This is a genomic window from Pseudarthrobacter sp. GQ63 (assembly GCF_059758765.1).
In genome coordinates this window covers 61,276-76,846 of record NZ_JCAXEF010000008.1, presented here as the reverse complement: position 1 = coordinate 76,846, position 15,571 = coordinate 61,276, and the positions used below count along the sequence as shown (strand labels likewise).

The 15,571-nt window shown below is 67.1% G+C and carries 11 protein-coding genes; 4 read left to right on the top strand and 7 right to left on the bottom strand.

Features of this window, described 5'->3' with window-relative positions; translation table 11 throughout:
* Window positions 1-33: 33 nt before the first annotated feature.
* Window positions 34-894: an SDR family oxidoreductase gene (locus AC6CHP_RS13975; RefSeq protein ID WP_188730821.1), complete on the bottom strand. Its 861-nt coding sequence runs from the start codon at window positions 892-894 to the stop codon at window positions 34-36.
* Window positions 895-897: 3 nt separating this feature from the next.
* A complete protein-coding gene (locus AC6CHP_RS13970; RefSeq protein WP_188730819.1) occupies window positions 898-1,818 on the bottom strand; it encodes an MSMEG_6728 family protein in 921 nt (306 codons plus the stop codon).
* 156 nt (window positions 1,819-1,974) lie between these two features.
* On the opposite strand from AC6CHP_RS13970, the gene AC6CHP_RS13965 reads away from it, so the two are divergent.
* Window positions 1,975-2,562, top strand: a complete 588-nt coding sequence (locus AC6CHP_RS13965) for a hypothetical protein (protein ID WP_104186234.1) — start codon at window positions 1,975-1,977, stop codon at window positions 2,560-2,562.
* Window positions 2,563-2,709: 147 nt separating this feature from the next.
* Here the strand turns inward: AC6CHP_RS13965 and AC6CHP_RS13960 are convergent, their stop codons facing one another.
* Both AC6CHP_RS13960 and uvrA read right to left on the bottom strand, forming a co-directional pair.
* Window positions 2,710-3,354: a transglycosylase family protein gene (locus AC6CHP_RS13960; protein ID WP_377194855.1), complete on the bottom strand. Its 645-nt coding sequence runs from the start codon at window positions 3,352-3,354 to the stop codon at window positions 2,710-2,712.
* A gap of 171 nt (window positions 3,355-3,525) precedes the next feature.
* Window positions 3,526-6,102, bottom strand: coding sequence for an excinuclease ABC subunit UvrA (gene uvrA, locus AC6CHP_RS13955; RefSeq protein WP_377194856.1), 2,577 nt, complete (start codon window positions 6,100-6,102; stop codon window positions 3,526-3,528).
* Window positions 6,103-6,150: 48 nt separating this feature from the next.
* Here uvrA and AC6CHP_RS13950 point away from each other — a divergent pair, with 48 nt between their 5' ends.
* From AC6CHP_RS13950 to AC6CHP_RS13940, 3 genes are all read left to right on the top strand, one after another.
* Window positions 6,151-7,215 (top strand): adenosine deaminase, encoded by a 1,065-nt coding sequence (locus AC6CHP_RS13950; RefSeq protein WP_498230521.1) that lies wholly within the window; start codon window positions 6,151-6,153, stop codon window positions 7,213-7,215.
* 254 nt (window positions 7,216-7,469) lie between these two features.
* Window positions 7,470-8,387 carry a pullulanase X25 domain-containing protein gene (locus AC6CHP_RS13945; RefSeq protein ID WP_188730811.1) on the top strand — a complete coding sequence of 306 codons (918 nt, stop codon included), beginning with the start codon at window positions 7,470-7,472 and terminating at the stop codon, window positions 8,385-8,387.
* A gap of 109 nt (window positions 8,388-8,496) precedes the next feature.
* Window positions 8,497-8,832 carry an acylphosphatase gene (locus AC6CHP_RS13940; protein ID WP_498230519.1) on the top strand — a complete coding sequence of 112 codons (336 nt, stop codon included), beginning with the start codon at window positions 8,497-8,499 and terminating at the stop codon, window positions 8,830-8,832.
* A 13-nt stretch (window positions 8,833-8,845) separates the two neighbouring features.
* Here AC6CHP_RS13940 and AC6CHP_RS13935 read toward each other — a convergent pair whose 3' ends face one another.
* The 3 genes from AC6CHP_RS13935 to AC6CHP_RS13925 all read right to left on the bottom strand — a co-directional run bounded on the left by AC6CHP_RS13935 (window position 8,846) and on the right by AC6CHP_RS13925 (window position 15,571).
* Window positions 8,846-12,481, bottom strand: coding sequence for a TM0106 family RecB-like putative nuclease (locus AC6CHP_RS13935; protein ID WP_498230517.1), 3,636 nt, complete (start codon window positions 12,479-12,481; stop codon window positions 8,846-8,848).
* 175 nt (window positions 12,482-12,656) lie between these two features.
* On the bottom strand, window positions 12,657-13,856 hold the full coding sequence (locus tag AC6CHP_RS13930) for a TerC family protein (protein ID WP_188730805.1): 1,200 nt from the start codon (window positions 13,854-13,856) through the stop codon (window positions 12,657-12,659).
* Between the two features lie 41 nt (window positions 13,857-13,897).
* Entirely contained in the window at window positions 13,898-15,571 is a 1,674-nt protein-coding gene (locus AC6CHP_RS13925) for a RecQ family ATP-dependent DNA helicase (protein WP_498230515.1), read from the bottom strand.

The following is a 15,571-nucleotide window of genomic DNA, read 5'->3' as shown; positions in this document are numbered from 1 at the left end:
AGCACTGCGCCGGCGCCGGCAGCCAGGCGGGAGCTAGGGGTGGCGAACCCCGGCGCCGGCGAGGACGGCCCGGTACCCCTCGCGGAATGAAGGATAGGTGAACGCGAATCCGGTGCTGCGCAGGAGTCCGTTGCTGCAGCGCTTGTTGCCGCCCCGCGCCGGCCCGGCATCGCCCACCGGGGGCTCCGCGAGGCCCATCTCCGTGGCGAGGAAGCGCAGTACCGTGCCAAGATCGGCGGGATCGTTGTCCACGCCAACATAGGTTGCTTCGGGATTGGCGGCCATCGTCGTGAGGTGGACCATGGCAGCAGCAGCGTCGTCCCGGTGGATGCGGTTGGTGTACCGGATATCCTCCGGAACAACGGCGGAACCGGTGCGGACCTGGTCGATCAACCTGGTGCGCCCAGGGCCATAGATGCCGCCCAGGCGGAGGGACGTCGCTGTGGTGGCCGTGCCGCTGAACCGGTCCCGGATGAGCTGCTCGGCTTCCAGCAGGACGCGTCCGGAAAACCCGCCGGGCGCAGTCGGGGTGTCCTCATCCACCCAGCCGCCCCCGGCATCACCGTAGACGGCGGTGGAGGAAACAAAGAGCACCCGGCCCGGCTGTACGCCGTCGCGTTCCAGGGCGTCGAGGACGTGGGCGGATCCATTCACATAGGCCGCGCGGTAGGCCTCCTCGGAGGGCGAATCGGCAGCAACGGCTATGACGACGGCGGTGGTGTCGGCGGGAACCGGCGGCAGTCCGGGTGCGCCCAGGTCAGCCGCGACACCTTCGATGGCGGCCGGCAGTTTCGCGGGGGAGCGGCGCCAGCCCACCACGCGGTGGCCCAGGGCGTGGAACCGCAGCCCGGCTTCGGTCCCCAGGTCACCACAGCCGGCGAGGAGGATGGTCATGGGTTACGGTGCCTCCACCGGGAAGAACACGCGCGGGTCCTGCAGGAGCGCCGGGTAGGTGAACGCGGAACGGTCGATGACTTCGGTGACCGTGAAGTTCCTGCCGAACCTGCCGTCCTCCAGCGTGATGGGCCGGCCGACCACCTGCCCCACCGCGAACTTTGCGCCATGCTCGAACGGGACGGCAACGGGCGTCTTTCCGGGAAGGGTCGAGAAGGCCTCCTCCTGCGCCAGCCGCTTCCGGGTGGGCTTCTTCACCAGTTGCTTGGGCGGTGCTTTGCGGGACTGACGGGACGGGCGCCGGGACCCGTCGTCGACGAACACGGGGGAGTAGTCCCCGTCCGCACCCGGCGCATCAGCGGCGGCAGCGGTGCTCCCGTTCACCGGCGGAAGGGCCACGGTATCGAGCGTCTGGGGATCGACGTCGTCGTGCGGGGACCTCAGGATCCACAGGATGTCACCCTCAGGCTCCTGCGGCAGGAACTCATGGCGCGGCTCCGGCCAGACGTAGTCCATCTCCGGTATCGCATCCGCGAAGACCGGGGTGTAGAACTTGGGTTCCTTGCGCACCAGCTTGGAGCGGTGGCTCAGGTGGAAATCCGGGTCGCCAAGCCACGGCGGCATGGGGATCTTCGCCGCGTAATCCGGGTGGGCTGCCTGCGGCGCGAACTCCGCGATGTTGGCCCGGGTGTTGTCCGGGTGCCCGCGCTTGGTCCACTCGTCAACCATTGCCAGCCCGTACATGGTGAGGGCCGGCACGTACCCCATCCACATCCGGATGGCCGGGTGGGTCTGCCAGCCGTAGCCGGGAATCACCAGGGCTCGCAGTGTCTGCAGCGCCTCAACGCGCTGCTTGCCCAGCCTGGCGGTGTCCAGGGCAGCGGCGCTCTGCCGGAAATCAGGGTACGGGAGGAAGGTTTGCATCCCTTCAGTCTGACGGCACCTGGCGGATGTGCCAATTGCAGTGCCACGGACCACATGCGTAAGGGCCGGATGTCCACATGGTGGACCTATGCATACGCAAGTGTCCTCCACCCACTAAGATCACCGCAACCACCCCAGCGTTTTGGAAGCTCCCTCATGACATCAACACCTGAAAAGACCACCGCCACCACCCCCGCCCTGCCCCGCTACGGGCAGATGCTGGGCCCGGAAGCAAAGGGCATTCTTGTCCTTGACGAGTTCACCCTTGATCCCGCCGCGGCCCGCAAGGAACAGCACCGCTTCCGCGACGGCATGGCCGCAGTCGCCCTGACAATGCGCCGCATCGCCGCGCTCCGCATTGTGATCGCCATCGTGGCCATCGGAAACCTGCCGCTCTTCCTGCTCTCGAGCGGCTGGTGGATCTACGGCGTTTCGCTCACCCTCGTGGTTGCCGTCCACGCCGCCGTCACCTGGCTGAACCGGCACGAGCCGCGGCTGAAGCAGCGCTCTGCCCTGGAACTGCACAAGCACCGTGAAAGCAGCGCGAACTACCGCAAGGTCCGCGACGCCGTGAAATACATGATCGATACCCCCGCAAGAATGAACGAGCACCTCTACCTTGAGCTGCTCGCAGCCAAGCGCGTCGCCCTCAACCTGGCCCACGGCACAGTTGCCCTGCTGGACACCAGCGACGATTCGGCCTGGAAGGTGCGGATCGTCAGGGAACTGCCCGCCGCCGCATAAGGACCCCCTGGCTGCGACCTGCAAGCGTTAAAGAACGACGCCGGCACATCCCCTTGTGGGGGCGTGCCGGCGTCGTACGCGGTCAACGGAATTTGTCTATCGCCGACCTGATTTTGGTGCCCCGAAGGGCAGCTGCCTCAACAGCCACTAGGCCGGAAGCTGGATGACCTGTCCCGCGAATACAAGGTTGGGATCCGCAATGGTGTCCAGGTTGGCGTCGGCAAGGTGCTGCCAGCCGCCCTGGATCCCCAGCTTCTCAGCCACGATGCTCAACGTGTCCCCGGCCTGCAGCGTGTAGGTCTCTCCGCTGAGGGCCACGGCCGTTACGTGCTTCGCAACCGGAGCCGCCTGCACGGGTGCGCTCTGCTGCACCGGTGCGGCCTGGACCGGAGCCGCCTGCACGGGTGCGCTCTGGACCGGAACGGACTGCGGCGCAACGCCGGTGCCGCTGCCGCTCAGGCCCAGCTGGGCGGAGCAGGAGGGCCAGGCGCCCCAGCCCTGCGAGGCCTGGACCCGCTCAGCAACGGCGATCTGCTGCTCGCGGCTGGCGTCAGCGGCGGAACCCGTGCCGCCGAAGGCAGCCCAGGTGGTGGGGCTGAACTGCAGGCCGCCGGAGTAGCCGTTGCCGGTGTTGATGGACCAGTTGCCGCTGCTCTCGCACTGTGCCAGGGCATCCCACGTGGAGGTGCTGGTGGCATTGGCAGCGGTGGCTGAGAGAGCCAGGCCTGCAGCGGAGATGGCGGCTACAGTTGCTCCGCGGCGTGCGGCAGTACGGAATTTGGTGTTTTTCATGATGGGTGATGCTCCTGAAGGCCACCTGCGCTGCTTCCGTCCCCGGAGATCATCGCGCCACTGCCCGCCCCTGACGAATAGAGGTCGTTTCGGTGGCTGCCTGCTGGGCAGTTGTGGTGAAGGCAGCACCGGGCATTCATGGGTCCGCCAGCGGCGGGCATGCCTTTCACGCTAAGACATTGCGCCGCCGTTATCAAATCGAGATGTTTCTGGGCGTTGGCTGGTGATTCCCTGACCGAGCGCGGTTGCCAGGTACGGGGCGGTGCGGCTTTCGGTGGAACGGGCAACGGCGGCAGGCGTCCCGGTTGCCATGATCCGGCCGCCCTTGTCCCCTCCTGACGGGCCGAGGTCAATGACCCAGTCGGCGCCGGCAACCACGGCCATGTCGTGTTCAACCACCACCACTGAGTTGCCGGCGCCCACCAGGCCGTGGAGCTGTGCCATCAGGAGCTGCACGTCGGCGGGGTGCAGGCCGGTGGTGGGTTCATCCAGGAGGTAGAGGCTGTGGCCGCGCTGTGCCCGCTGCAGCTCCGTGGCCAGCTTGATTCGCTGCGCTTCCCCGCCTGAGAGCTCTGTGGCTGGCTGCCCCAGCCGCAGGTAGCCCAGGCCAACATCCCGCAGGCTCTTGAGGCTCCTGGCCGCAGCGGGCACGGCGGCCAGGAACCCGGATGCGGCATCCACCGTCATGGCCAGGACCTCGGCGATGTTCCGGCCGCGGTACTGCACCTCAAGGGTCTCAGGGTTGTAGCGGGACCCGGCGCACTCCGGGCACGGGCCGTAGCTGCCGGGAAGGAAAAGCAGTTCGACGGCGACGAACCCCTCGCCCTGGCAGGTTTCGCAGCGCCCGCCTGCCACGTTGAAGGAAAACCTGCCGGCGCCGAAGCCGCGGGCCCTGGCCTGCTCCGTGGCGGCGAATTCCTTGCGGACGGCGTCGAACAGCCCGGTGTAGGTGGCCAGGTTGGACCGCGGGGTCCGGCCGATGGGCTTCTGGTCCACAGTCACCAGGCGGTCAATGCGGTGGCTGCCGAGGACGCTGCCCAGCTCCAGGGGCTCCGCGGAGCCTTCCTGCTCCGCGGGGGTCCTGAGTCCTGAGCCCACAGCCTCGCCCAGGACCTTGCTCACCAGCGTGGACTTGCCGGAGCCGGATACCCCGGTGACCGCCGTCAGCACGCCCAGGGGGAACTCGGCATCCAGCCCGCGCAGGTTGTGCCGGGTGATGTCCTTCAGCTCCAGCCATTCCTCCGGTTTCCTGGCCCCGCCGGCACCGGAACTGCCGCGCGGGACGGATCCGCCGTCGTCGAACAGGAACGGCCTGGTGACGGACTCCTCAACCGCGGCGAGGCCGTCAACCGGCCCGCTATAGAGCACTTCGCCGCCGCCTTCGCCGGCGCGGGGGCCCACGTCAACCAGCCAGTCCGCCCTGCGCACCACATCCATGTTGTGCTCCACCACGAACACCGAGTTGCCGGAGGACTTCAGCTGCTCAAGCACCTCCAGGAGCGGCTCGGCGTCGGCCGGATGAAGCCCGGCAGATGGCTCATCCAGCACGTAGATCACACCGAACAGGCCGGACCGCAGCTGCGTGGCAATCCTGAGCCGCTGCATCTCGCCCGGCGAAAGGGTGGGGGTGGCCCGGCCGAGAGCCAGATAACCGAGCCCGAGGTCCAGCAGGACCGTGATGCGCTGGAGCAGGTCCCGGGTGATGGCCACCGCCACCTCATTGGATTCTCCGGAAAGCTGCGTGCGGGAGGCCGTACCGGCGTCGTCCAATACAGCGGTGGGACGGACAACCTCGGCGAGTTCCACCATGGGGAGCCCGTTGAGTTCCGCAATGGTCCTGCCCGCAAACGTGACGGCCAAGGCCTCGGGCACCAGGCCCGTCCCGGAACAGCGGGGGCACGGCCCGGACTCCATGAAGGCCAGTACGCGCTCACGCATGGAGGCGCTCTGCGAATCGGCCAGCGTATGGAGGACATAGCTCCTGGCGCTCCAGAACCGCCCCTTGTAGGGTTTGGCCACGCGGTCCCTCTGCGGTGTCACTTCCACCACGGGCTGTTCCTCGGTGAAGAGGATCCAGTCACGGTGTTTTTTGGGCAGCTTGCGCCACGGGACATCGACGTCGTAGCCCAGGTGGGTGAGGATGTCCCGCAGGTTCTTCCCCTGCCAAGCGCCCGGCCAGGCCGCGATGGCGCCGTCTCGGATGGTCAGGGACGGATCGGGGACCAGCGAGGACTCTGTCACGGTGTGCGCGACGCCCAGGCCGTGGCATTCCCGGCAGGCGCCGGCGGCGGTGTTGGGGGAGAAGGCGTCAGAGTCCAGCTGGGTGCTGCCGGCCGGGTACGTGCCCGCCCGGGAGAACAGCATGCGGAGGGAGTTGGAGAGCGTTGTGACGGTTCCCACCGTGGACCGGCTGCTGGGAGCGCCGCGGCGCTGTTGAAGGGCGACGGCGGGAGGCAGCCCGCTGATCAGCTCCACCTTGGGGTTGTGCCCCTGCTGGATCAGGCGGCGGGCGTATGGGGCGACGGATTCGAAGTAGCGCCGCTGGGCCTCGGCATAGATGGTGCCGAACGCCAGGGAGGACTTGCCGGACCCGGAGACGCCGGTGAACGCCACGATCGCATCGCGCGGGACATCCACATCCACGTTGCGGAGATTGTTTTCGCGGGCTCCCCGGACCCGGACAAAGCCGTCGGTGGCCGGGGCAGGAACCGGGTACTGCAGGTCATCAGCGTGCTTAGCGTTCTGCATTGGTTCGACTCTAGTGGTGATTCCGGCGCGGGGCATTATCCTGACCCGATGGATAACTTTGCCGGCGGCACTGCCGTGCCCGAAACAGAACTGGACGCAGCAGAGCTGGAAGTCCCCGCCAGGATCCTCCCGGTGGCCGAGCTGCACCTGCACATTGAGGGAACCCTCCAGCCGGAGCTGATCTTCGCGCTCGCGGAGCGGAACGGCATCGCGCTCCCGTATGCAGGCCTGGACGAGCTGCGGGAACGGTACGAGTTCACGGACCTGCAGTCCTTCCTCGACCTGTACTACGCCAACATGGCCGTGCTGCAGACGGAGCAGGACTTCGCCGATATGACCCGCGCCTACCTTGAGCGGGCCGCTGCCGCAGGGGTGCGGCATGCCGAAATCATGATGGACCCACAGGCGCACCTCTCGCGCGGCATCCCGCTGGAAGCGTGCGTCAACGGCGTTGCGTCCGTCCTGGCCACGTCCCAGGAGGAGTTCGGGATCTCCACGCTGCTGATTGCCGCCTTCCTGCGGGACCTCTCCGAGGAATCCGCGCTGGAGGTCCTGGACGGCCTGCTGGCCATGAACGCTCCGATTGCTGCCATTGGCTTGGACTCCGCCGAGGTGGGAAACCCGCCGTCCAAGTTCGAGCGGCTCTATGCAAAAGCCCGCGAGGCAGGGCTGCGGCTGACCGCACACGCGGGGGAGGAGGGGCCGGCGTCGTACATTATCGAGGCCCTGGACATCCTGGGCGTGGAGCGGATCGACCACGGCATCCGCTGCATGGACGATCCGGATTTGGTGGAGCGCCTGGTGGATGCGCGCATCCCGCTGACGGTATGCCCGCTCTCCAACGTTCGGCTCCGGGCCGTGGACACCCTGGCAGACCATCCACTTCCTGCCATGCTGGCGGCCGGCCTGAACGTGTCCGTGAACTCCGATGATCCGGCCTACTTTGGCGGCTACGTGGACGACAACTTTGCCCAGCTTGGGGCGGTCTTTGAGCTCTCCGACTTCGACAAGGCAAGGCTCGCCGCGAACTCCATCCACTCGTCCTTTGCTTCCGAGGAGCGGAAGGCGGAGCTGCTGGACGAACTGAATGGCGGGGATGTGGTGCACCCCTAACGTGTCCGAGGCAACAGCAGCGCCGTCGTACCGCTAAACTGGGTGCCGCAGGCGTGTCCGGGAAGTGCAGTGCGGCACCCATGTCAGCGCTCAAGGGTTGTGCAGCCAGCCCGTTTCCCGAGACCTCAGCCTCACTTGTTGGGACGTCCGCTTAATAGTCGGTCACGACACGCAGTGTTAACCATTTCAAGTCGCGCGATTTAACGGGCAGTTGGCAAGATGCCTAAGACCGATCGCTTTTATAAAGGGGAATCATGGCCAAGTCCACCGCAGAAAACACCTTCCTTCGACTCAAGACCGTGCTGGATGTCCTGACCGAAGGTGTGTGGTCCGGCGATGCACTGAACGCGGGCCAGGTCCTCGCCGAGGCAACGGCCCGGGTCCCGTTCAACGAGCATGAGGCCGAGCTGCTCAGCGGCGGCATTCCCCGCGGCCACAAGACGCTCACCTCGGCCACCGCCAAGCTGGTCAAGGCCGGCTGGCTGGTCAAGGGCCGCTCCGGCTGGACCATCACCGACGAAGGCATGCGCGCCACCGTCGCCTTCCCGGACGCTGTCTCCTTCGCCAGCGCGCTCGACGCCGGCACGCCCATCCCCGCCGACGTCCAGGTTCCCACCGCTCCCGAGGGCTTCGTCCGGAAGACCACCGCGGTTCCTGAAACGGCAGCTGCCGGCACGGACATTAAGAAGACCACCAAAAAGACGCCTGCCAAGAAGGCTGCTGCCGCCGTTGGCAAGGCAGCCAAGGTGCTCGAAGACGCCGTCGAACCCGTGGTGAAGGCTGTCCGCAAGGGCAAGGCGCCGGCCACAACGGAGGAAGCTGCCGCTCCCGCAGCGCCGGAGGCCTTCGAGGACGCGGACGTCGAGACGCACCCGCAGCCCGAAGCCGTGGCTGTTGCCGGCGACTTCAATACCTTCCTGGGCGCTCCGGAGAACTGGGCGCCGCAGTATGACGAAGCGCAGATGGAGTTCGATTTCCTGGACCAGATCTGGAAGAAGAGCGCCGAACTGCCCGCCGGTTTCTACACCTTCAAGATCGCCATCAACCGCTCCTGGGATGAGAACTACGGCGCTTTCGGTGCGTTCGACGGCCCCAACCACGAACTGCACCATGCCGGCGGCACCGTCACCATCCGCTACAACCACAGCACCCGCGACATCACCATCAACTAACGGGTTGCCCGCCCGCCCAACCAGGTAGCAGTTAATGTCGTTTTGGAGGCTCAAAATGACACTTACTGCTACCTGGTTGGGCCGGCGGCGCTGACTTAGGGGAGGCACCATGGCGAGGCACGCAGGGCCGTCATCCGGAGCACCTGATGGGCGGGACAACGACGCTGTGGCGGGCGCGGTCCGGCTGGAGGCGCGCGTTTTCGGCATGGTGCAGGGAGTGGGCTTCCGCTTCTGGACCATGGGCAAAGCGGAAGAACTGGGCCTGGCCGGCGAAGTGACGAATCTCGGCGACGGTTCGGTCGCCGTGGTTGCCGAGGGCCCCGAGCCACAGGTCCGGGCGCTTCTCGTCTGGCTGAATTCCCGCAACACCCCCGGCCGCGTGGAGCGGGTTGAGGAATCTCTCTCCGCAGCCCAAGGCAACTTCCGCGGGTTCAGGGCCCACTGACCCGCATCTCCCGTCAGGCGCGCGGGCTAAGGCCCAGGAACGCGCCCAGCTCCTCCAGGGCTGCGGGCCGGTGCGGCATGTAGCTGGTGAGCTCGGGGGAGCGGATGATGACTGCCCGCCACTGCCCCCGCGAGACGGCAACATTGATCCGGTTCCTGTTCAGCAGGAACTCGGCTCCCCGCGGTGCTTCAGCCACGGCCGAGCATGCCATGGACACGAGCACCACGGGTGCTTCCTGCCCCTGGAACTTGTCCACCGTCCCCACCCGGACCTGCGGCAGGCCGGCTTCCTCCAGTGCCTTGCGGACCAGATGGACCTGGGCGTTGTAGGCGGCCACCACCAGCAGGTCCTGCTGCCCGAGGGGCCGGAACTCATTCTCGGCACCAGGCTTCCATTTCAGGCCCAGGTGCAGTTTCGCCTGCCGGACCACCTCGGCGGCCTCCTCCGGGGATGCGGTGGTATTGCCGGAGTGTTCCACGAACACGGTTTCGACGCCGGGCGGCAGCTCCTCGAGGCTGCGCAGCGAAGCCGCCGGTGCGGACTGCAGCTTTCCTTCATAGCTGAGCCGGGACACCGCACGGCACAGGTCCGGATGCATCCGCCAGCTGTCTGCCAGGAAGTACCCAAGGCTCGCAGGCAGGGTGGCGTGCCCCGCGGCCAGCCAGCCCAGCGCCGATTCATCCACCGGCTCAGGGTGGGCACCCTGGGTGACCTGGGGCAGCTGCTGCGGATCACCGAGCAGGAGAAGCCGCTTGGCCGCCCGCGCAACGGCAAGGGTGTTGGCCAGCGAAAACTGTCCGGCCTCGTCGATCACCAGGAGGTCCAGCGAGCCAGCCGGGACCTCCTTGCCCGTCATGGTCCACGCGGTGCCGCCCACCAGGCAGCCGCCGGGGGATGCGAGCAGCTGGGCGACGTCGCCGTCCCCCGTGCGGGTCCACGGGACGTCGTGCGGCGCAGCCAGCTTCTTGGCCACGGCCGAGGGGGAGACGCCGCCCGTGTCGATGGCACGGCAGAGCAGGTTTTCAACCACGTTGTGCGACTGGCCCACCACGCCAATCTTCCAGCCACCGGCCACCAGGCTGCCGATGACGTGGGCGCCCACGTAGGTCTTTCCGGTGCCGGGTGGACCCTGGACGGCCAGGTAGGAGTGCTCAAGGTCCCGGAGCGACGCCGTGATGGCTGCGGCGTAATCCGGGGAGCCCACGGTGTCATGGCGTACCTCCACCGGGCCGGGCAGCGTGCGCAACCGCGGGGCCTTTTTCCGCAGGATGTCCAAGCCGGGGTGGGGTGGCAGCGACGGCACGGAGGAACCAACCGTGCGGGCAAGCTCGGCGATGGCAGCCTCAATGCTGGTGGTGGCCAGCGGCTGGTCCTCGGTGAGCGCGATGGGAAGGTTCGGGTAGGCGGCCACCTTTCCGGTCTCCCGCTCGGCCACGGTGATGATGGTGTGCTCCGGGTTGTCAGGCGCCGGGGCGACGTCGCTGATCCTCGTTCCAAACGAGAAAGCCCGTGCGCCTGGAGCAGCATCCGGGGCCGCCATGCCTTCCGGCGGCGGCGCGTCGTAGAGCCGGCACCACGTGGAGTCCGCGCGGAAGTCCGAGCCCTCCGTCATAGTGCCGCGCAGTCGGAGGGTCCGGGTCCGCATCCGTTCCCGGGGTTTGGCCAGCGCCCAGTCCGAGGCAACCTCCGCCGACGACACCAGGAACACGTTCCGCTGGTCCGCCCAGTTCTCGGCCGGTGCCTCCACCCGATCGAAGTGCTGCCACCAGAACTGCTTGCGTTCGCGGCGGTGGTAGCCGGTGGCGGCGGCCACCATGGCGATGGCCCGTTCGTCGTCAGTCCAAGCCCGGTCCTCCGGTAGGCCTGCCAGGTATTCGCGCAGCGTGGTTTCCTCAGGAGTTTCCTGGGCCGCTTCCGGGCGTGTTTCCTGTTTCGTTTCCCGGGCCGCGTCCCCTGCCGCTGCTGGCTGGCGGGCCTCGGCCTCTCCGGCTGCCGTTCCGCCGGCCTGCCTGGCGACGTCCAGTAACCAGTCCCGAAGCCGGAGCGTGGACAGACAGTCGTATTGGTTGTAGTCCGAGATGGACGCCAGGACCTTGCCTGCCTCGGCGTGATCCCCCGCGTCCCTGGCCGCGCAGTAGGCGGCGTAGGCCACCACAGACGCGCCGGCGTCTTTGACGTCACCCGAGCGAAGGTTGCTGCCCATGTACAGCGGTTCCAGTTTCTTGATGGAGTAGGACGCCTCAGAGATGCGCAGCGACTGCCGGACCGTGGCGTAAAGATCTACCAGCAGCCCTTCCCGCAGCCAGGAGTCCACGGTGTCCTCCCCGGCCTGGTGTGCCAGGGAGAGGTTGCGCAGGGCCGTTTTTTCATAGGCGGCGTAGTGGTAGACGTGCATGTCCGGGTAGCGGGCGCGGCGTTCTTCCACGTAGGCGAGGAAGTCCAGGAAGGCGCGGCGCTCCTCGGACCGGGAATGGGCCCAGAACGGGCGGAACACGGGATCGCCGGGATGGTCCGCGTCCGGCGCCTCAACAACGCCGAACAGGTACTCGATGCCCCAGGCGCCGGTAGCCGGATCCTGCCAGAGGGGATCGCCCTCGAAATCGAAGAAGATGTCCCCCGGGCTGGGCGGTGGGAGCAAGCCTATGGTGTTGTCAGGCAGGACGGTGAACGAGACGGTGTGGGGCCTGCCGTCCTTGGTGAAGGTCCGGGACCCCGCCACCGCGTCCAGCCCCAGTTGCATCCGCGCCTGGGCCCGCAGCCGGACCACGGAATTCCTGGCGTCGGCGGCAGGCATCGCCGCCAGTTCATCGATGGTGGTGATGCCTGCCGCGTGGAGCTTCTTCCGCTGCACCACGGACATTCCGGCCACCATCAGCAGGTCCCGGTGCGCCTGGACCTGCTCGGCGCAGTAGTCGCACCGGCCGCAGTGGACGATCCCCGGTTGCTGCCACTTCACGGTAGCCTCACCTGCCCTGTGCTCCGCGGTCAGCTCGCGGAAGCGCCGGCGCCGTTCACGGAAAACCGGCAACAGGTCGGGAAGGGAGTGGCTGCTGCGGAGCCAGTCTTCGCCCACGCGGGTCCCCAGTACCAGGGTGACCACCGGCGAGGGGTCCAGCCCCATCCCTAGCAGTTGGTCGCCGTAGGCCGCGAGCTGCAGGAGGGCGCCCACTTTTGCGTGCCGCGCCAGTTTGGTGTCCCAGACCTCGTACCGGCCCGGGCTGCCTGTGCCCGCGGCCTCGTTGACCAGGAAGTCCGCGTAACCCAGGAACTCCCCGTCAAAGAAGGTGGCCTGGAACACCACGTCAGCCCCGGACCGCAGGGCGAGCTCGGTCTCCGCGTGCTTGGCCTGCAGGTCCCCGCGCAGGTTCTGGCCGCGTTCGAGCGAATAGACGCCGGCGCCGCGGCTGGCATCCCACTCTCCGTACCGTGCAACCAGGCTGGCCAGGACGGTCTGCTCGTGCCGGTCGCCCAGCTCGCCGGCGCGGACCTGCATCTCGTCCGCGGGGAACTCCGCCTTGGGGGTACGGCCCAGTTTCTCGTCCAGGATCCGGAGCGTGCGGTACTCACACTCGCTGGCGGCAACCAGGTCGCTGGCCGAAAACACCAGGTCCGGCGGCGCGCCGGCCGCTGCGGCTTCGAGCAAGAACACGGGGCCTCCCCATCGACAGCCGGGCTGTCATCGCCGGGCCGGAAGCGGTTCCCCTGGCCCTGGTCCAAACGTAGCAAGGGGCACTGACAAACAGACAAGCTTCAAAGTAGGTAGCAGCAAGTGTCGTTCTGAGCCCTCAAAACGACACTTGCTGCTACCTAGTTGGGTGGGACGATCAGTTTTCGGCGGCCGCCCGCACCTGGGCTTTGTCGTGTTCGTCGTGGGCTTTCCGCAGCAGGTCAAGGAACTCGGTCTCGTTGCGGATGAGCCGCTTGTACTTCTCCGGAAGCTTGCGGATCTCGTTCTCCTCGCGGCACATCGCGGCGAAGATCTTATCCCGCTCGTTCATGTCCGTCTCGTAGTTGAGGTCCAGGTACTCGACGGCGTGCCGCCGGGCGCCGGAAACGGCATTCTTGGCCTTGCCCTTGGGGCTGAAGATGGACGCCAGGACCGTGATCACCAGGACGCCGAGGATGACGCTCAGCGAAACGCCCGTGCTGACTTCCACCACGCTGACGTGCTCGCCGTCGTTGATGAACGGCAGGGTGTTCTCGTGCAGGGCGTGCAGGATGAGCTTCACGCCGATGAAACCCAGGATGACGGCGAGGCCGTAGGACAGGAAGATCAGCCGGTCCAGCAGTCCGTCGATCAGGAAGTAGAGCTGGCGCAGGCCCATCAGGGAAAACGCCGTGGCCGTGAAGACAATAAAGACGTTCTGGGTCAGGCCGAAGATCGCCGGGATGGAGTCCAGCGCAAACAGGATGTCCGTGCCGCCGATTGCCACCATCACCAGGAGCATCGGGGTCAGGACGCGCTTGCCGTTCTCAACGGTGAACAGCTTGTCGCCGTCGTAGTGTTCGGACGCCGGCAGGAACTTCTTGGCGAGCCGGACCACCAGGCCCTCGGAGTCGTCGTCGTGGCTGCCCGGCTTGAGCAGGTTTCCGGCGGTGATCAGCAGGATCAGGCCGAAGATGTAGAACACCCACGCGAAGCTGTTGATCAGCGCAGCGCCCAGGAGGATGAAGCCCGTGCGGGCGATCAGGGAGAAGACGATGCCGAACAGCAGCACCTTCTGCTGGTCCGCGCGGGGTACCCGGAAGCTGGCCATGATGATCAGGAACACGAAGAGGTTGTCCACGGACAGTGCCTTCTCCGTGATGTACCCGGCGAAGTATTCGGTACCCATGGTGGGTCCGCCGAACAGCAAAACGCCCAGTCCGAAGAGCACCGCGATGCCCACATAGATCGAGGACCAGATGGCAGCTTCCTTGAGCGAGGGCGTGTGGGCCTTGCGCACATGGAAGAAGAAATCGAAAGCCAGCAGGCCCACGATTCCGGCAATGGTCAGGGTCCAAACATAAGCAGGTACTTCCATGCTGCGGGCCTTTCGTCGGAGTCTCCTTAAAGCCTACCCACCTATGCCGGCTTCAGGAGTTCGTGTTCCACAACGGCGGCGCGCGAGAGGGTCTTGTAGCCCTCGTGTTCGAACAGGACGGTGATGACGTCCTCCTCGTGCCGCATCACCAGGCCCGGTCCCCACTCCTTGTGGACCACGGCGGACTGAAGCGGGAACGGTTCCGCCGCCCGGCCACCCGAGGCGGCGCCGCCGTCGTCCGCCCTGTCACTTGCGGGGTGCCGGGCGGCGTCGGCGCAGGCATCGCAGTTGCCGCACGCCTCCGCCAGCTCCTCGCCGAAATAGCCCAGCAGGAACTGGCGGCGGCAGCCGTCCGCCTCGGCATAGGCGCGCATCATGGTGAGCCGGGACTGGTCAACGCGCTGGCGGGCTTCTGCGAGTTCGACGGCGCCGCGCACCAGGGCGGGCAGCTTGGCTTTGGAAGCCAGCCGGACACCGCGCTTGCCAAGCGAGACCGCGCCGGTTTCCTCCAGCTGGTTCAGCAGTCCGGTGATGCGCCGGGACGGAAGCCCCGTGAGATCAGGCAACGCCGACTTGGGCGTGGGCCCGCCCGCTGCCTTCAGTACTTTCAGCAGCGCCAGCAGCGAGTCGGGATCGGGGGAGTGGGTGGCGAAGAACTTCCGCAGGCCCAGGTCCTCCGAGCGGTAGTGGAGCACGGCGGACGCAGGTTCCCCGTCACGTCCGGCCCTGCCAATTTCCTGGTAGTAGGAGTCCAGCGATTCCGGAATGTCCGCATGGACCACGAAGCCCACGTTGGGTTTATCGATCCCCATGCCGAAAGCGGTGGTGGCCACCACCACGTCGAGCCCGTCCGACAGGAACTGTTCGTGGATGTGCTCCCGGTCCGCCGCGGAACGGCCGGCGTGGTAAGCCTCCGCGCGCAGCCCCTCCTTGCACAATTTTGCAGCGTACTTCTCGGTGTCCTTGCGGGTGGCGGCGTAGAGGAGCCCATGCCTGTCGCGGACCAGGGCGGCCACCTGCTTCAGCACGGCCTTGCGTTTGTCCTTGTCCTCGTGGTGGCGCACGACGTCCAGCCTGATGTTGGGCCGGTCGAATCCGCGGACCAGGACCAGCGGGTCCTCCATGCGCAGCCGCGCCACGATTTCGTCCCGGACCGGGGGTGATGCGGTGGCGGTGAGGGCGGCCACGGGAGGATTGCCGAGCTGTTCGCGGACGTGGCCCAGGCCGAGGTAGTCGGGGCGGAAATCGTGGCCCCAGGACGAGACGCAGTGGGCCTCATCCACCACGAACAGGGAAATGCCCAGGGCTGCGATGCGGTTCACAGTCTTGTGCTTGGCCAGCTGCTCCGGGGCCAGGAACAGGAATGTGGCTGTGCCGCTTTCCACCGCCTGCCAGGCCGCCTCCACCTCGGAATCGCTGTGGGAGGAGTTGACAGCCACTGCCGCGCCCGGACCCAGGTCCCCGTCCAGCCCCTCCAGCTGGTCCTCCTGCAGGGCAATGAGGGGGGAAACGACGACGGCGGGACGTCCCGTGGTGTTGTGCAGGTGTTGCGCCGCGACCTGGTAGATCGCGGATTTGCCATAGCCGGTGGGCATGACGGCCAGGACGTCGCGGCCGGCGGCGAGGGCTGCCATGCCGGCCAGCTGGCCGTCCCGCAGGTGGGGCAGGGAGAAAGAGGAGGCCGCGAGGGCGGCAAGGGCAAGATCGTCGGACAT